The organism is Candidatus Pelagibacter sp. HIMB1506 (assembly GCF_052047935.1).
GTDB lineage: Bacteria > Pseudomonadota > Alphaproteobacteria > Pelagibacterales > Pelagibacteraceae > Pelagibacter.
Window position 1 is genome coordinate 314,927 of record NZ_JBNAIS010000001.1, and the last position, 17,460, is coordinate 332,386.

Genomic DNA, 17,460 nt, shown 5'->3' on the forward strand with positions numbered 1-17,460 from the left:
TGTTATTAACCCTACTTAAATTATTATAAATGCCAATTCAACAATTTGATACAGGTTTAAAAGAACAGCAAGGTGTAAAAAAATTAGAAATTACACCTGAAGAAAATTTCAATAATAAAACAAAAGTAAGAGGCTACTTAAAAACAATTATAGAAGGTGGAATATCCAAATTAGATCAAAATATAGAAAATTATTTTGATAAAGATGTAAAAGTTAATTGTTTTCACCCAGTTAACGAATTCGAAGGTGCAAATAATTTTAAAGAAAAATTTTGGCTACCTCTATTTGAAGCTTTCCCAGACATTGAGAAGAGAGAACAAATAGTCATTGGGGGTACTTTTAGAGATAAAGTCCAAGTTGGATCAGTATCGATGCTTTCAGGCACATTCAAAAAACCTATTTTTGGAATAAAGCCAATTAATAAAATGGTAAATCTTAAATCCTGCGAAGTACATGAATTGAAAAATGATAAAATTGTAGAGAGTTATATCTTAATTGATTTATTAGATTTAATATTTCAAACAGGAAAAAATCCAATAAATCCTTCAAGAGGTTCAGAGGGAAATTGGCTAAATCCAATTAATACCGATGGTGTAAATTATTTTGAAAAAGATATGAAAGTTTCTGAAGCAAGTTTAGACCAATCTTTAACAATGCAAAGAAGCTTGAACATAAAGCCAGAGTTGGAAACTAATTCAGATAAAGAATTAAAAGAAAAATTAATTAATCATCCACAAAGTGAATTTTGGCATGATAAAATGATATGGTATGGACCAAGTGGAATAGGTACAGGAAGAAACCTAGAGGGATTTGTTGATAATCATCAGTTACCATTTAGAAAAACTTTTAAAGAAAGAAATTATTGGAAACTAGGACATTACTGTGAACTTGGTGATGGAAATTTTTCAATGACTGCTGGCTGGCATAGCATTCAAGCAGTTTATGGATCAGATGACTGGTTAGGATACAAATCTGATAATCAAAACGTAACTATGAGAGTAATGGATTTTTACCATCACCACGAAGGTAAAATTAGAGAAAACTGGGTACCTATAGACTTAATACATATACTTAAGCAAATAGGTATTGATGTTTTAGATTTAATTAAGGACTAATCTTTTAACTTATCCCACTCAGACATACCGCCTGTAATATTTTTAACGTTCTTAATTCCCATTTCTTTCATTGTTTTTGTAGCAAGAGTTCCTTGACCACCTAAACCACAAAATACAACATATTCTTTGTCAGGATTATTCTTAAAAGTATCATTTTCAATAGGACTTCCTTCAGCTAAATAAAATTCTAGCAAACCTCTATCTAAATGCATCGCATTTCCAATAGTCCCTTTAGAAAAACTTTCTTTATCTCTAACATCAATAAATTGAACGTTAGGATCATTTAATTTCTTCTTTGCTTCTTCAGCAGTGATGTTTTCAATTTCATTGCTGACGCTCATTACTTCTTCAAATTTTTTCATGTTAAATCCTATTTAATAAATTGTTTAGTAACCGTATTTTTTCAATCTAACATCACCAGTTCTTGCATGAGCTTCCATTCCTTCATATCTTGAAAGTCTAGCAGCAGCTGCTCCAACAAGTTCAGTAGATTCTTTGGTCATTCTTTGGAAACTTAAAGTTTTAATAAATTTACCAACAAACAAACCACCCGTATATCTTCCAGCACCTTTAGTTGGAAGAATATGATTTGTTCCGGAGCATTTATCACCATAAGCAACAGTTGTTTCTTCACCAATAAATAAAGACCCGTAATTTTTTAATCTTTTGTGGAACCAATCTAAGTTTTTAGTTTGAACTTCTAAGTGTTCTGGTGCGTACTCATCACTGATAGTAGCCATTTCCTCGTCTGTATCACAAAGAACAACTTCTCCGTAATCTCTCCAAGCAGCTTCTGCATTAGTTCTTGGTAACTCAGGAAGATCAGCAATAAGTTCAGGTACTCTTTTAATAACTTTTTCTGCTAATTCTTTACTTGTTGTCCAAAGCCAAGCCGGTGAATTATATCCGTGCTCTGCTTGACCAACTAAATCTACTGCAACAATTTCTGGATCTGCGTTTTCATCAGCAATAATTCCTATTTCTGTTGGACCTGCAAATAAATCAATCCCTACTTTACCAAATAAAATTCTTTTAGCTTCAGCAACAAATTGGTTTCCAGGACCTACTAATATATCCGCTGGAGCATTTCCAAATAAACCATTGGTCATTGCAGCAATTGCTTGAACACCACCAAGGTTCATAATTACATCTGCACCACAAAGATCAGCTGTGTAAACAATAGTTGGATGAACTCCAACACCAGGTTTTGGAGAACTACATACTAAAATATTTTTAACTCCAGCTACTTTTGCAGTTGTTACACTCATTACTGCAGATGCAATGTGAGCATATCTTCCAGCAGGTACATAACATCCAGCTGTATTAACAGGAATTAATCTTTGACCTGCATATAAACCTTCAGACAATTCAACTTCAAAATCTTGACCATAATTTTTTAATTGAGCTTCTGCAAATTTTCTTACTCTTTCATGAGCAAACTGGACATCATCTTTAGTTTTTTGATCTAAATTTTTTTTAATATCTTCAATTTTTTCTTTAGAGATAACTACTTCACCTTCATACTTATCAAATTTTTTAGAAAGTTCTTTGCAACCTTCTTCTTTACTTGTTTCAATATCTTTAAGAATATTTTCAACTATTTCTCTAGTTTTTGTATCGTCAGTTGATGATGTTTTTGGTGATTTTTTTAAGTATGTAATTGCCATTTCTCTCCTTTTAAAATTTAAAGTTTTTTAGGTTAATTTCTAATAAAATTCAATTAATCATTTAGTCCAAAGCTACTACTGCCGCAGCTATAGATGCCAATCTTGCTTGTGCTTCATCTGATCTACTAGTTATTACAACTGGGACTTTTCCTCCAACTACAACTCCTGCAGCACATGCACCCATAAAATAAATCATCATTTTAACTAAAGCATTTCCAGTTTCAACACTTGGAACTAATAGCACATCAGCTTCTCCAGCAACTAAATTTTTAATACCTTTAATACCAGCAGATTTTTTTGAAATACTGTTATCAAATGCTAAGGGTCCAAATACATCTGCATTTAAATTTTCTTCTTTAGCAAGCTTTGTTATTTCAGCTGCTTCAATTGAACTTGGCACACTTTCTAAAACTTCTTCAGTTGCAGACAATACAGAAACTTTTGGTCTTTCAATTCCTATACGATTTGAAAAATTTATTACATTTTTGAGAATATGCATTTTGGTTTTAACATTTGGTAAAACATTTAAAGCGCCATCAGTTATAATTAATGGCTTATCTTCTTTTTCAACTGTCATATGCCAGATATGACTTAATCTAGTTTTACCCAATAAGTTGTGCTCTCTCTTTAAAACTTCTTTCATAAGGACATCAGTATGAATATGTCCTTTAACAATTATTTTAACTTTATCTTCACTTGCAAGTTTAGCTGCAATTTTTGCAGTATTATTTTCAACTGGCTCATGAATAAGTTCATATTTTGAAATATCCCAACCAAGGTCTTCAGCACATTTTTGTATTTCAACTTCATGACCAATAAAAACTGGTTCAATTAGATTTTCATTTACAGCATCTTGAACAGACAACATGGGTAGGGGTTTACCAGCATTTACTACTGCAACCTTAACTCCTTTTTTGCTATGAGCTATATCTAATAGTTTATTTGGACAGACAATTTCTTTGTTTGAGAGCATTTTTTACAAATATAGTATAATTTAAATATGTATATAGAAATTATTTACTAAAAAGTTATAGTTTCTATCATTTTTAAATTATGGAAATAGTTACTAAAATAGCACCATTAGCTTTAGCATTGATAATGCTTGGCCTAGGACTAGGTTTATCTGTAAAAGATTTTACAAGAGTAATTAGAAATCCAAAAGATTTTTTAATCGGAATAACTTGCCAATTAATTCTTTTACCAATTGTAGCTTACATATTAGTTTTAATTTTAAGATTACCAATTGAAATAGCTTTAGGTTTAATGATTATAGCTGCAGCACCAGGAGGTGTTACATCAAATGTTCTGACCAAGTTTGCAGATGGAGATGTAGCTTTATCAATTTCTTTAACAGCTGTTGGAAGTTTAATTAGTATTATTTCAGTTCCATTTATATTTTTTACTTCAGCTGGAATGCTGGGGGTTACTGAAATGTCGACAGAGATTACCATGACTGGGATTGCACTTAAAATGGCTCTGGTTGTAACTGTTCCAGTTATTATAGGAATGGTTATAAGAGGATTTGCAGAGAATTTTATTTCTTCAAATATTAATATCGTCAATAGAACGACTAGTTTATTATTTGTTATCGTATTTGCTGCAATATGGATTGAAGAAAGAGAAAATATTTTTAATTATTTAGCTCAAGCTGGAATAGCAGTTTTAATTTTAAATATTGTGATGATGATCTTAGCATTTTATATAGCTAAAGCTTTTGCAACTGGAGTTGCTCAGAGAAAATGTATTTCTTTAGAGTGTGGCCTTCAAAATGGAACTTTAGCAGTATTTGTTGCAACTCAAATTTTTAATGATGTTGCTTACGTGATACCAACAGCTGCTTATGCTTTAGTCATGTATATTACGGGATTTATTCTTATATATATTTTAAGAAGATCTAGTTAATTGTAGTTTTATTTAAAATTTTATAAATTAGTTTTGAAATTTCTTTTATTGTTTGTTCTTGTATTTTTTGGGTTTTTGAAAAAATTTTTTCATCAATGTTAACTGAAATTAATTTTTTTTGATCCATTTTTGCAAAACCTCCTTTAATTATAAAATTAACTTTTCGAACAACAGTCGGTCTTGGAATACCTGTAATATCTGATATTGACATGGAATTTAAACCAACTGTATCTGCATAAGATATTCTTTTTCTCCACTTTTCAATATCTATATCCTGGATAATAAAATTTTTATTTGATGATGCATTTGATATTATGAGCAAAGCTATGCATAATGTTTCTAAATCTTTTGTTTCTTTTCTCCATCTGAAAAAGTAAGAAAAAATAAATTTATAAAATTCGTACCAACAATATGAGAAATTATTCTTAATAGCATCTGTTATTTCATTGGAAGAAAAAGAGTTTGGAATTTTATTTTCTTGTTTTAAAATTTTTGAAGAAATTGATACCAAATACGATATATTTTTTAATGCACTTATTGGCTGTACTGTTTCATAAGCAGATCTATCAATAAAAACTTTTTTTCTTGTTCGTCTAATTACGCCTATTTTTTCTAGATAAATAATCTTTCTTCTTACACTTTCTTTAGGCATTTGAAGATCTCTAGAAATTTCAATTATTTTAATTTCTTTGATTTCTAAATTTTTGTCTTTATAAAAGGTGTTGTAATCGACCTGAATTCCATTTTTTTTAAAAAATTTAAAATTATTATTAACCAAATAGATCAAGATCATATACATTTCTATGTCTTTGAAATTTGAATAAGCATTAATTATCCATTCAGATACAAATTTATAAAAAGCTGGAACGAAATTATTAAATTTTTTATTGATTACTGATGTAACCTTTTTTTCATCCAGTGCATCAGATATGCTTGGTAGTGTGCTCATGATTTAAAAAAACCCAATATGGACAATACATAAATAAGAGTCAACCCATTTTGGACATTCCTAATATGTAATAATGTAAATAGTAATGATTAAATGATGTTGTATCTAAAAAACTATGAGTACAGAAAGCTTAAATAGAACATCCGTTGAAATTGAGAACCCCCCTCAAAATATTGAAGCTCCACAAAGAGTGAATGTGGATGTTCTAAAGCAAAGACTTCTTGAAGAGAAAAAAAAAGAAAAAGTTAAAAGAACAATCATCGTTTCTTCTGTTGTTGCTTGTTTAGGAGTTTTAACTTTTTTTACTTATTAAAGTTTCTAAATCTTTTTTAATAATATCAGGAATATTAATTTCTTTTTTAAGATTTTGTTTGAAACGATTAAATTTGTTTTGTCCTGGATACATTATTTCTTTAACACCTTTAATCTTAGGAAGTTTTTTTATTGTTTTAACATTGTCTTTAATTCTTTCATTATAATTTTTTTGAAATAAGTTTGCTTTAAACGTTATAAATAAATGTCCAATATTTTGTGGTCCTGAAAAATCATCAAAAGGATCTTTAACTCGACCTGCATGATTTCCTCCAGTTAGTACACCACTTAAAATATCTACCATCCAAGCAAGTCCCGAACCTCTAAATCCAGCAATAGGCAATTGAACTCCTGCTAATGCTTTTTTTGCATCAGTAGTTGGTTTTCCAAATTTATCTAATGCTACACCTGCAGGAATAGTTTGATTGTTTCTTGCAGCAACTCTAATTTTACCTCTGTTAATCATTGAGATTGATGTATCTAAAATAAAAGGAATTTTAGAACCAGTAGGGGTTCCAAAACAAATTGGATTAGTTCCAAATAAAGTTTTTAATGCGCCATGAGGAGCAACTGCTGGAGGAGCATTTGTATAAATCATTGCTATTAAATTTTTCTTAACAGCTTGTTCTGCGTAATAACCTGACAAACCATAATGACCACTATTTTTTATAGCAACCATTCCTATTCCAGTTTTTTGTGCATGTTTAATTGCAGTTTTAATTCCAAGATCAGCAGCAACAAATCCAATACTATTGTTTGCATCAATATGAGAAATAGAAGATGAAATCTTTTTAATTTTTATTTTTGGTTTTGGATTAATTACTTTTTTAGAAATTCGATCACAATACATTTTAAGTCTAGATAAACCATGACCATAAGCACCAACTAATTCTGCATTAATTAATGCGTTAGCTGAAATTGAAGCATGTTCTTTACTTAATCCATATTTTTGGAATATTTTTAGAACTTGATTGTAAATTTTTTTATTTTTGATGATCAATTAATTCCTCAATTATTTTTTTAGTATTATATTTTTGTTTCCATTTTGGATAATGTTTTTTAAATTTTGATGTATCTGATATATACCAAATATGATCTCCAACTCTTGGAGTTTTAATTATTTTTCTTTTAATTTTAACATTAGCTGTTTTTTCGATGAGATCTAGAGCTTCTACTATAGAACAATTTGAATATCTACCTCCGCCCATATTATAGACTTCACCTGCTTTAGGTTTTTTATAAAATTCCCAAAAACAACTGACTAAATCATTACTATGTAAATTGTCTCTAACTTGTTTCCCCTTGTAACCGATCAAGTTATATTTTCTTTGATTTAAGCTTGATTTAACCAAATAAGATAAAAAACCATGAAGACTTGCTCCACTATGATTTGGACCGGTAATACATCCTCCTCTAAAACAAACAGTTTTTAAACCTATATTTTTTCCATATTCTTGAACTATTAGGTCTGCATAAGTTTTAGAAACACCAAAAAAACTATGTGTAGCATTATCAATTGAAAAATTTTCTTTTATACCTTTATAATTTTTATCACTTTTTTTTAACTCCCATCTAGTTTTTTGCTCATAAATATTAAGTTTATTTGGATTATCTCCATAAACTTTGTTTGTAGACATGAAAATGAAAGGAGCATCTGGGCAAAATTTTTTAGTTAATTCTAAGAGATTTAGTGTTCCAGTGGCATTAATATTAAAATCTAAGAACGGGAAATTTTTTCCGTAATCATGAGATGGTTGTGCAGCACAATGAATGATCACAGAGATTTTTTTTCTATATTTTTTAAATATTTTTTCTAATCTTTTAAAATTTCTAATATCAATATTAAAATTTTTAAAGTTCTTGTTTCTTTTGATAAGCTTTGTTTTAATCCAATCAGTAGAGCTAGACTTTCCAAAGAAAAATTTTCTTAAATTATTGTCAATACCAATTACATCAAAACCTTTATCATGAAAAAAATTTACGGTTTCAGAACCTACTAGTCCTGTTGAACCTGTAATAATTGCTAAAGACATTAGAAATATATATTAATTTTTGATTTATTGGTTTTTAACCATAAAAAAGTATCGTTCACAACTTGATTTATATCTCTTTTAGGTTTCCAATTATAAGTTTTTGAAACATTTTTGTTGTTGCTTATATAGTATGGGATATCATAAATCGAAGTTTTTGAAATTTTTCCAATTTTGATTTTACACTTGGTAATCTTTTCACATAAATGAGTTAAGTCTTTCAAAGAAGTAAAACTTGTTTTTGATCCTCCAACAGTAAATAATTTATTATTTATTTTGTTAATTTTTTTAATTTGTAAAAAAATTAAATCTGTTAAATCATTTATATGAAGCACATCTCTTACCTGATGCCCATAACCACCATAACCAATGTAATTTAATTTCTTTTGGTTTAAATGTTTCCAAATCCAAAGGCTTATAAATCCTTGATCTTGTTTTCCAAATTGAAGAGGTCCCGAGATAACCCCACACCTATTAATTATGTATTTTATACCAAATGCATAACTAAACTCCTCAATAAGCATTTCCGAAGTTAACTTTGTCAATCCATATAAAGTTTTTACACCTCTTATGTTGTCGTTTTCATCAAACATTTTGTTTATTTTAATTTTTGAATTAATTATTTTACTTTTGATGGTATTCATACTTTCTGATAATGGATAAATTCTACTACTAGAAAGAAAAATTATTTTAGATTTATCTTTTTTAACTTTTTTTAATATATTCAAAGTTCCTATTAAGTTTGTATTGATTACTTTATCAATTTCTTTTTTAGAAACTTCAACAGCAGCTTCTGCGCAACAATCTATGATTAAATCATATTTTGGAAGTTTTTGAATTTTTTCAAAATTTTCAATATTAAATTTAAAATTTTTTATTTTTTCTTTATTTAATAGATTTAGATTATATTTTGATCCTTTTCTGGATAAATTATCTAAACTATCAATCTTATATCCTTTAGATTTTAAAACTAATGCCAAGTTAGTTCCAACAAATCCACACCCACCTGTGATTAATATTTTCATTTTTTATTTTTTTTATAATATTTGTGCTCTAATACTATAAACTTTACCAAAACTACAAAATTAATTTTAATAAAACTAAATTCAAAACTTACCAGGTTCTTAAAAGATCTTTTAACAAAAAACTTTATTTGTTTTATGGATAATTTTATAGTTTTTATGATAGAGGGTTTTTTTATTTTGTATCCAAAGGAATGATATCTCCAAACTCTATTTGATAAAGTTATTAAATTGTCATTTTGTAGATGTTCGGATAGTGCGTCAGAACAATATTTTAATTTAAATTTGTTAGAGTTTTTTATTTTATTTGCATAATCCACATCTTCTCCGTTAGTAAATAAACTTTCGTCATAACCACCAACATCTTTCCATAAAGATTTATGCTGTATTGTGTTGCACCCAAATAAAAATGGAGGATTTTCAATATCTTCTTTACCCCAATTCTGACTATAATACTTTGATCTCCAAAGATTATATTTATTTGAAATTAGTTTTTCCTCCATTCTACCACCACAAATAGTATCATTTTTTTCATTAAAATTCTTAATCATTACTTCTAACCAATGTTTATCCAGAACAACATCAGCATCTATACATGCCACCAATTCATTTGAGCTTTCTTTCATCCCAAGATTTCTATTATAACCCAATCCTTTATTTTCCTTATTTTTGATTATTTTAATGTCAGATAATTCATTTAAAATTTTATCAGTATCATCTGAAGAATTGTCATTAATTACTAAAATTTCGTCAAATTTGTAAATTTGATTTTTAACAGATAAAATTGAGTCTCTTATTGTATTTTCTGCGTTGTAAGCAGGAATATAAATACTTACTTTTTTTTTAATCACACTTGATTAATTTTCTTGTAAGCTTTTAACTAAACTCTGCCATTTTTTACCACCATCTTTTTGCCTATCGTAATCAGCATTTAAGCTAGCGCCTGGATAATTTTTTAACTCTTTTTTATTTAAAGTATGTAGTGGAGTGCCTTCAATCTCAGCTGTTCCAGATTCTTGAACAGTATTAAAATTTGTATTTTTAATAAACTCTTTTGTTTCTAACATTTGTTCTTTTGTTTCCCCAGGTAAACCGTAGGTAAAAGTACCATGAACCGACATGTCTAAACTTCTTAAATGATCAACTACTTGAGCTGTATAGTTTAAATCTAAATGTTTATTGACTATCTGGTCAACTACATATTGACTTCCAGACTCAATTCCAATTTTAACACCTTTACAACCATTGTCTCTCATTGTAACCCATGTATCTTTTTTACAAGTATCAGCTCTGCACATTGCAAACCAAGGAATGTTATATTTTCCAGCCACTTTGCTAATTTCTTGAGTATGTTTATTTCCAATATTAAATGTATCGTCATCAAAATATATTGCTTCAAACTTATATTCATTTGTAAGTTGGTCGATAAAACCATCCATGTATTCGGAGCTATATTGTCTTACCGATCTTTTGTTTTCTCCATCTGGATCATTTCCAGTCATTGCTGCTGGCCACACACAAAATATGCATTTAAAAGGACATCCTCTACTAGTTAATAAATGAGCCTGAGGAGTAAGTTGGTTCATTGGTATTGGATTTCCATCATAATATTTATCATAGATAAGTTTATCGTAATAAGGGAAGGGTGCATTATTCATTTCTTCTAATGTCAATAAATCATGTTCAATTAACCCACTTTGACCGTTTAAAACTTTCATAACATTTTTTTCATATTCACCTTTTAATATTGAATGAATTATATCCATGTCCCACTCTTGATCAGAAGTAGAAATTGGTCCCGCAACAATTATTTTGAAATGTGGATACTTTTTCTTGATTTCTTTTATTAATTCAAAATCGTGCTTCCAAGAAGGAGTTGCACTTTCAATTAGAAAATATTCAATTTTATCTTTTATTGTGTCTACATATTCATAAAAACTTTTATATGACTCTGATAAAGCAATACTATCCCTAAAAAAAACTTTATCTTTATCAATTTTATTTGCTACGTATGTAGTCGCATACCCAAGAAAGTAAGGATAGGGAATATAATCCTTAGTTTTTGACTTGTCAGGGCTCGATCTTCCGATGTAAGTGAAAGGCCATCTAGAACCAGCTCTAACACCTCTTCTCCACCTTTTTTTTCTAAACAATCCTCTGCTTTCTTTATTTTCCCACCAAGGAGGATTACTAAATAAAATTGACATATTAAGAACTAGTTATAGTTTATTTTTAAATCATTCAACTAAAGATTAAAGCATAAATGAAAATATTTGATACGACAACTTATTTTGAAGAAAAATTAATGATGGATTTAAGATTTAATACTTTAGATCCATTTGTTGATAAGTTTGTTGTTTGTGAAGCAACATTTAGCCATAGCGGAAAAAAAAAAGAAATAAACTTTAATAAAAAAGACTTTCCTAAATTTGAAGATAAAATAATTCATTTAATATTAGATAAAGATCCAGTTGAAGAATCAAAAACAAATATTAATGATTTATCAATTTTAAGAGCCAATAGTATTAAAAGGATAGAAGAACAAAGAAATTTTATTTTTAAATCATTGCAAGATGCCAATCCTGAAGATTATGTTATTTATAGTGACAATGACGAAATTCCAAAACTTGAAAATGTAAATTTTAAAGAAAACAAGGAAAAAATATTAATTTTCAAACAGAAACTATTTTATTACAAATTCAACTTGTCTTTTCCTAGAATTAATTGGTATGGGTCAAAGGCATGTAAACTAAAAGATTTAAAAAATATTTCATGGCTTAGAAATACAAAAAATAAAAAATATAATTTTTTTAGAATTGATACATTTTTATCAAATATGAAATATATTGATTTAAAAATAATCGAAGATGGTGGTTGGCATTTTACTAACCTTAAAACTCCTGAAGAATTATTAAAAAAATATCTGAATGATGAGCTACATTCAGAATTTGACTCTAATAATAATAAATTAGAGGACATTGAGTATAAAATTAGAAATAAATTTGTGAATTATGATCATTTAGCAGACAGAAAATTAGAAAATGAAAAAAAGCAAGATAATAGGTTTGAGCTTACAAAAGTAAGCTCAGAAAATTTACCTGATTATATAAAAAAAAATTTAGAATATTATAAAGATTGGATAGATTGATTTAACCTTTTCCACGCCATGGAATAGTTTTATCGATTATTTTTCTTAAAGTAACATCGAACAATAAACCAAGAAGACCCATAATAAATATCGTTATCCAAATAACTTCGTACTGAAAGTATTTTTTAGCAACGTTTTCAACAAAACCAATACCTGTTGTTCCTGCTAAAAATTCTGCTGCAACCAATGTTCCCCAACACATACCAACTGCAACCCTGATTCCAGTTAAAATTTCTGGAAGAGAATTTGGGAAAATTACATATCTTAATATTTGTTTTTTTGTAGCTCCTAATGAGTGAGCGGCATGAATTTTTGATAATTGAGTTCCTGATGCTCCAGCTCTTGCTGAAATAATCATAATAGATAAAGAGACCATAAATAATAAAAATATTTTTCCAGAGTTATCAATTCCAAGTACAGAAATAATTAAAGGAGCCCAAGCAAGTGGTGGGACCGGTCTATAAAGTTCAATTAATGGATCAAAGAAGCCTTTTGCAAATCTATTAAGACCCATAAATAATCCTAATGGAACACCAATAATAATTCCAAACACTAATCCTAAAAATACCCTCATAAAAGAGTCCCAGATATGCCCGTATGGAACTGGAACTTTGAATAGTTTAAAGTCACCACTAACAACTTTTAAAACATTGCTTTTAAAGTTCTCTTTAACAATTCCATCTTTTGTATGAACTGGATACTCACCAGGTAAAATATCAGCTATCCAATCTGGTAAAACGAAGCCAATCATTTTACTAACATCAACCATTTCAATCCATAAAAGAGGAACATTTTTGTATCCAACACTTGGTTTAGACATCAATACAAACTTATTAAAAGTATCAGATGGTTTAGGTAGCCATCTACCTGAGCCTTGCTCCGAACAAGTAGGTCCACTTGCTACAATTGTTCCAGCAGGAAATAAAAGTATATCGATTAATCTTAATCCAGCTTGTTCTTTATTTTGTAACTCATCAAACTCTATGATTGCTGCTTGCATTTCATTTAATGCATTAGGAGGGTAGATACTTGCAAATTCTATTCTTCTTGCAATTTTAACTATATTTTTTGCATAGTCAGATGCTATCTCTTCACTATCATCTAAACCTTTTCTGTAAGCTTTTATATCATCTTTAAGTTGTTTAATTGAGCTTTTGAAAGGTGGATTATGATTTTTTAATTTGAAAAATTTGTCGTCAATTTTTTTTAATTCTGCTGCAGCTGCATGAAATTTTAAACCTTTATTTGTTTGAGGTGCAGTTGGTATTTCAATTGTATTTTCAATAGACCCACTTCCAGAATCTATTGTAGTAATTCCCCAGCCACCTTGTTCATCAATAAGTTTTTGTCTTTCAGTTTTTTGTTCATCTGTCTCAAAGGGATAATCTTTCTTTTGGAAATTAGAACTTAGAAGTTTTATTTCTTCCGTTATTTCTTGAAGTTTAATTTTGGTATCCATTTCCATTAATTCTTCACTTGTTAACAGTGGAATTAATTTAGAAGTTCTATCAATGTAGCTTACAAGAATTGTTTTTTGTTGATCATTTAGATCTGGAGATCCATTTATTTCATTTGCAATTTTTACAAGATTTTTATTTTCAATTTTAATGATCGAAGTACTTTTGAATTCTCTTTCTTCAATAGGGAATTGATATTTTAAACCTAATAACGACTCATTAATTTTAGCAACCTGACATAATTCATTTGCTGATTTTGGATAAAAACCCTTTGCAATATCCCATGAATAATAAAGCCAGAGCATTAAGATTGCACTACTTCCAACAATTACCCAGTGCGTTCCACCTTTAGCTCTTTCTGGATTACCAAAAACAGCATCTACTTTTTCAGTTCTGATTAATCTTCTTCCATAAAGAACACAGCCAATGACAGAAACGATAATTAATATTGTTACAAATTGGGTTAACATTAATTATCTTTCCCCATTATTTCTTCTTCCATATTCCAGATCATGGATAAAATTTCTTCTCTAGTAGATGAAAATTCTTTATTTTTTTTAATTTCTCTTAAATCTTGAGTAAGACCCATTTCAGCAAATGGAAGATTGTACTCTTTATGTATTCTCCCTGGTCTTGGCGCCATTACATATAATCTTTCACCAAGTAAAAGAGCTTCTTCAACAGAGTGAGTAATTAAAATAATTGTTTTTCCAGTTTCTTTCCAAATTTTTAAAACTAAAGACTGCATCTTTTCTCTTGTTAATGCATCTAATGCACCTAATGGCTCATCCATTAAAATTAAATCAGGATCATTAATCAAACATCTTGCAAGAGCAACTCTTTGCTGCATACCACCTGATAATTGATAAGTAGGAGTATTACCAAATCCTTTTAACCCAACTATATCTAACCATTCTTCAACTTTTTTTGCTGTTACTTCAGGGTCTTCACTTTTCATACGAAGACCAAAGTTTACGTTTTCAGCAACTGTTAACCATTCGAACAAAGCACCTTGTTGAAACACCATTCCTCGTTCAACACCAGGTCCATCTATTTCATTATCGTTTAAAGTAATTTTTCCCGAAGTCGGTCTTAAAAATCCAGCAGTAATATTTAATAAAGTTGTTTTTCCACAACCAGATGGGCCAAGAACAGTAAGTAGTTCTCCTTTTTTTAAAGTAAAACTAACATCTTTTAATGCATGAACCGTTTCTCCTTTTGGAGTTTTAAAAATCATATTTAGATTTTGAGAAACAAGATCACTCATAGCGCCCTTATATTAGAAATTTTTTAAAAAAAATAGGCACTAATTTTTAAATCAGTGCCTATTTAAAAAGTCTTAAACCTTTAAAATTATAAAGGTAAGAAACTTGTGTCTACGTTACCAGCTGGAGTTCCCATTCCTTTTAAGAACCCATCTAAGTTTCCGCTCTCCATAGAAGCTTTAGTTTCCTCTGGAGTTAAGAATTTAAATCCACTTAAAGTTTCTTTCATATCAGCAACAGTCATTTCAGAAGCTTTTGACATAGCATTCATATCGGATTTACCTGATCTGTATCTGTCGTTTGCTTCGTGAGTTACTTCGATGAAAGTTCTTAGCATTCCTGGATTTTCTTTCATGAATTTATCTGTAACAGATGTGATATCTATACCTAAGATACCAGCAGCTCTTGCTTCATCTACAGTTAATAATCTTGAACCAACTGCAGTTGCTGCTTTAATTGAGTTACCACCAAATAAACATGCCATAACAACATCACCGCTTACTAATGCAGCAGCGCCTTCTTCAGGGTCCATTTGAATGATATCCATTTTACTTCTGTCAGCACCAACAACTTTCATACTTTCATCAAAAACGTATTCAGCCATTGTTCCAAGTGGAACAGCAACTTTTTTACCTTCTAATTCAGTAGCGTTAGCTTTTGTAATTCCAGATGCATTTGATGTTACACAAGTAGTTCCACCCATTCCGTATTCCATAGCAATATCCACTAACTTAAGTGGTGCATTTGATTTTACAGCGTTGATGAAAGGTACTAAACCTTGTGAGTAAGAAATATCAATATCTCCTGCTAACATTGCATCAGTCATAGCTCCACCGTTAGTGAAGTTTGTCCACTTAACTGGTACACCAAGAGCTTTTGCAAAATTTTTCTTCTGCATGTCCTCTAGATTTGGACTTGGCCATTCTAGAAAGTATGCAACTCTAACTTCAGTAGCTGCAGAGTTTGCAACTGAAATTGAAAGGTTAAGAGCAAAAATAGATCCTAGAATAAAACTTAGTATTTTTTTCATTTATTCCCCTATGTTAATTTAATTAAATTATTGTTATTTAAATTCAATTTTGAGCGGTTGTAAAACAAAAAGATAAGCTCAATTAAAAGTTGTATACATATGACGCATCATTTTAGATGGTCAAAATATTTCTAGCAAACTAATTGATTTAGTCTAATAGTTGGAAATATTTATAACAGTAATAAAAAGAGAAAAAAATTTATGAGCTCAGAAAGAAGAACTTCAGTTCCAAATTCATTAAATGAACATTGGATGCCGTTTACATCGAATAAAGATTTTAAAGCAAACCCAAGATTAATTACTGAAGCGAAAGGAGTTTATTTAAAAACTCACCATGGAAAAACACAAATTGATGCAAGCTCAGGATTATTTTGTAATCCATTAGGACATGGAAGAAGAGAAATTACAGAAGCAGTTACTAAACAATTAGAAACTTTAGATTATGCTCAACCATTTCAACAAGGTTTTGGTGGTTCATTTGAATTAGCTACAAAAATTTCAAAACATACTCCAGGTGATTTAAATAAAATGTTTTTTACTATTTGTGGTTCAACTGCTGTTGAGACTGCAATTAAAATTGCAATTGCTTATCATAGAGCAAAAGGAAATGCTCATAGATTTAGATTTGTAGGACGTGAAAGAGGTTATCACGGAATGAACATTGGATGTGTTTCAGTTGGTGGAATGATCAATAATGTTAAAACATTTGCAAGCATTTTAATGCCAGGTGTTCAACATATGAGACACACACATTTACCAGAACATAAATTTGTTAGTGGTCAACCTGAAACAGGAGGAGATCTTGCAGATGATTTAGAAAGAATTGCAAGTAACTTTGGACCAGAAAATATTGCAGCTTGTATCGTAGAACCAATTGCTGGATCTACTGGAACTTTAGTTCCACCAAAAGGATATTTGCAAAGATTAAGAGAAATTTGTGACAAGCATGGAATACTTTTAATTTTTGATGAAGTAATTACTGGTTGGGGAAGAACAGGTTCTTCTTTTGCAAGTCATGAGTTTGGTGTTATTCCAGATTTAATGACTATGGCTAAAGCAACAACTAATGGTGTTGTTCCAATGGGTGTGGTTGCATGTAAAGATGAAATTTATGATGCAGTGATGGATGCTTCTCCAATGGGATCTGTTGAATTATTTCATGGTTACACTTATTCAGGAATTCCAGTTGCAGTAGCAGCAGGTTTAGCTGTTCAAGATATTTTTGAAAAAGAAGATATTTTTAACAGAGCAAAAAATTTAGCACCTTATTTCCAAAAAGGATTATTTTCTCTTCAAGATTTAGAGTCTGTTGAAAACATAAGAGGTTATGGAATGATGGGTGGTATTGATATGAAAATGAATACTAAACCAGGTAAAGCAGGTTATGAATGTTTTAAAGCTTGTTATGAAGCAGGTGTGAACTTTAAAGCAACTGGTGACTGTCTAATTATCGCTCCTCAATTTATATGTGAAGAAAAACATATAGATGAGATTATTGATAAACTAAGAACAGGTATTACGAACTATCAAAAAAACCAAAAGAACTAATTAGTTTAATTAAAG

General features: G+C 29.5%; 17 protein-coding genes. 5 read left to right on the top strand and 12 right to left on the bottom strand.

What is annotated here, in order from left to right:
• Positions 1-29 precede the first annotated feature (29 nt).
• On the top strand, positions 30-1,115 hold the full coding sequence (locus tag ACTTA8_RS01625; RefSeq protein ID WP_440653969.1) for an ester cyclase: 1,086 nt from the start codon (positions 30-32) through the stop codon (positions 1,113-1,115).
• On the opposite strand, the gene ACTTA8_RS01630 is transcribed toward ACTTA8_RS01625, so the two are convergent.
• The 3 genes from ACTTA8_RS01630 to ACTTA8_RS01640 form a co-directional block, all read right to left on the bottom strand.
• Positions 1,112-1,477 (bottom strand): rhodanese-like domain-containing protein, encoded by a 366-nt coding sequence (locus ACTTA8_RS01630; RefSeq protein ID WP_075505893.1) that lies wholly within the window; start codon positions 1,475-1,477, stop codon positions 1,112-1,114. The genes ACTTA8_RS01625 and ACTTA8_RS01630 overlap by 4 nt on opposite strands.
• Positions 1,478-1,501: 24 nt before the next feature.
• A complete protein-coding gene (gene hisD / locus ACTTA8_RS01635; protein WP_440648053.1) occupies positions 1,502-2,782 on the bottom strand; it encodes a histidinol dehydrogenase in 1,281 nt (426 codons plus the stop codon).
• 61 nt (positions 2,783-2,843) lie between these two features.
• Complete coding sequence (locus ACTTA8_RS01640) at positions 2,844-3,755, bottom strand: bifunctional enoyl-CoA hydratase/phosphate acetyltransferase (RefSeq protein WP_440653970.1); 912 nt, start codon at positions 3,753-3,755, stop codon at positions 2,844-2,846.
• 80 nt (positions 3,756-3,835) lie between these two features.
• On the opposite strand from ACTTA8_RS01640, the gene ACTTA8_RS01645 reads away from it, so the two are divergent.
• Positions 3,836-4,684, top strand: a complete 849-nt coding sequence (locus ACTTA8_RS01645) for a bile acid:sodium symporter family protein (protein ID WP_440653971.1) — start codon at positions 3,836-3,838, stop codon at positions 4,682-4,684.
• Here ACTTA8_RS01645 and ACTTA8_RS01650 read toward each other — a convergent pair.
• Positions 4,677-5,633, bottom strand: a complete 957-nt coding sequence (locus ACTTA8_RS01650) for a MarR family transcriptional regulator (RefSeq protein ID WP_440653972.1) — start codon at positions 5,631-5,633, stop codon at positions 4,677-4,679. The genes ACTTA8_RS01645 and ACTTA8_RS01650 overlap by 8 nt on opposite strands.
• Positions 5,634-5,748: 115 nt before the next feature.
• On the opposite strand from ACTTA8_RS01650, the gene ACTTA8_RS01655 reads away from it, so the two are divergent.
• Entirely contained in the window at positions 5,749-5,946 is a 198-nt protein-coding gene (locus ACTTA8_RS01655; protein WP_440651552.1) for a hypothetical protein, read from the top strand.
• Here ACTTA8_RS01655 and ACTTA8_RS01660 read toward each other — a convergent pair.
• From ACTTA8_RS01660 to ACTTA8_RS01680, 5 genes are read right to left on the bottom strand one after another with little or no spacing between them, the layout of a single operon-like run.
• Positions 5,926-6,945 carry an Ldh family oxidoreductase gene (locus ACTTA8_RS01660; protein WP_440653973.1) on the bottom strand — a complete coding sequence of 340 codons (1,020 nt, stop codon included), beginning with the start codon at positions 6,943-6,945 and terminating at the stop codon, positions 5,926-5,928. The genes ACTTA8_RS01655 and ACTTA8_RS01660 overlap by 21 nt on opposite strands.
• The gene (locus tag ACTTA8_RS01665) at positions 6,929-7,978 is read right to left on the bottom strand and encodes an NAD-dependent epimerase/dehydratase family protein (RefSeq protein ID WP_440653975.1); all 1,050 of its coding nucleotides are present in this window, start codon (positions 7,976-7,978) and stop codon (positions 6,929-6,931) included. The genes ACTTA8_RS01660 and ACTTA8_RS01665 overlap by 17 nt, the downstream gene beginning before the upstream one ends.
• On the bottom strand, positions 7,978-9,000 hold the full coding sequence (locus ACTTA8_RS01670) for an NAD-dependent epimerase/dehydratase family protein (RefSeq protein ID WP_440653976.1): 1,023 nt from the start codon (positions 8,998-9,000) through the stop codon (positions 7,978-7,980). The genes ACTTA8_RS01665 and ACTTA8_RS01670 overlap by 1 nt, the downstream gene beginning before the upstream one ends.
• Positions 8,997-9,848, bottom strand: a complete 852-nt coding sequence (locus tag ACTTA8_RS01675) for a glycosyltransferase (RefSeq protein WP_440653978.1) — start codon at positions 9,846-9,848, stop codon at positions 8,997-8,999. Before ACTTA8_RS01675 ends, ACTTA8_RS01670 begins: the two co-directional genes overlap by 4 nt.
• A gap of 6 nt (positions 9,849-9,854) precedes the next feature.
• Complete coding sequence (locus tag ACTTA8_RS01680) at positions 9,855-11,204, bottom strand: B12-binding domain-containing radical SAM protein (RefSeq protein ID WP_440653980.1); 1,350 nt, start codon at positions 11,202-11,204, stop codon at positions 9,855-9,857.
• Positions 11,205-11,260: 56 nt separating this feature from the next.
• Between ACTTA8_RS01680 and ACTTA8_RS01685 the strand changes: the two genes are divergently transcribed.
• Positions 11,261-12,145 carry a hypothetical protein gene (locus tag ACTTA8_RS01685; protein ID WP_440653981.1) on the top strand — a complete coding sequence of 295 codons (885 nt, stop codon included), beginning with the start codon at positions 11,261-11,263 and terminating at the stop codon, positions 12,143-12,145.
• A gap of 1 nt (position 12,146) precedes the next feature.
• Here ACTTA8_RS01685 and ACTTA8_RS01690 read toward each other — a convergent pair whose 3' ends face one another.
• The 3 genes from ACTTA8_RS01690 to ACTTA8_RS01700 all read right to left on the bottom strand — a co-directional run bounded on the left by ACTTA8_RS01690 (position 12,147) and on the right by ACTTA8_RS01700 (position 15,897).
• Entirely contained in the window at positions 12,147-14,072 is a 1,926-nt protein-coding gene (locus ACTTA8_RS01690) for an ABC transporter permease subunit (protein ID WP_440653983.1), read from the bottom strand.
• A complete protein-coding gene (locus ACTTA8_RS01695) occupies positions 14,072-14,869 on the bottom strand; it encodes an ABC transporter ATP-binding protein (protein ID WP_262590519.1) in 798 nt (265 codons plus the stop codon). The genes ACTTA8_RS01690 and ACTTA8_RS01695 overlap by 1 nt, the downstream gene beginning before the upstream one ends.
• A gap of 86 nt (positions 14,870-14,955) precedes the next feature.
• Entirely contained in the window at positions 14,956-15,897 is a 942-nt protein-coding gene (locus ACTTA8_RS01700) for an ABC transporter substrate-binding protein (RefSeq protein ID WP_440614218.1), read from the bottom strand.
• A 201-nt stretch (positions 15,898-16,098) separates the two neighbouring features.
• Here ACTTA8_RS01700 and ACTTA8_RS01705 point away from each other — a divergent pair, with 201 nt between their 5' ends.
• On the top strand, positions 16,099-17,445 hold the full coding sequence (locus ACTTA8_RS01705) for an aspartate aminotransferase family protein (RefSeq protein ID WP_440653985.1): 1,347 nt from the start codon (positions 16,099-16,101) through the stop codon (positions 17,443-17,445).
• The last annotated feature ends 15 nt before the right edge of the window (positions 17,446-17,460 follow it).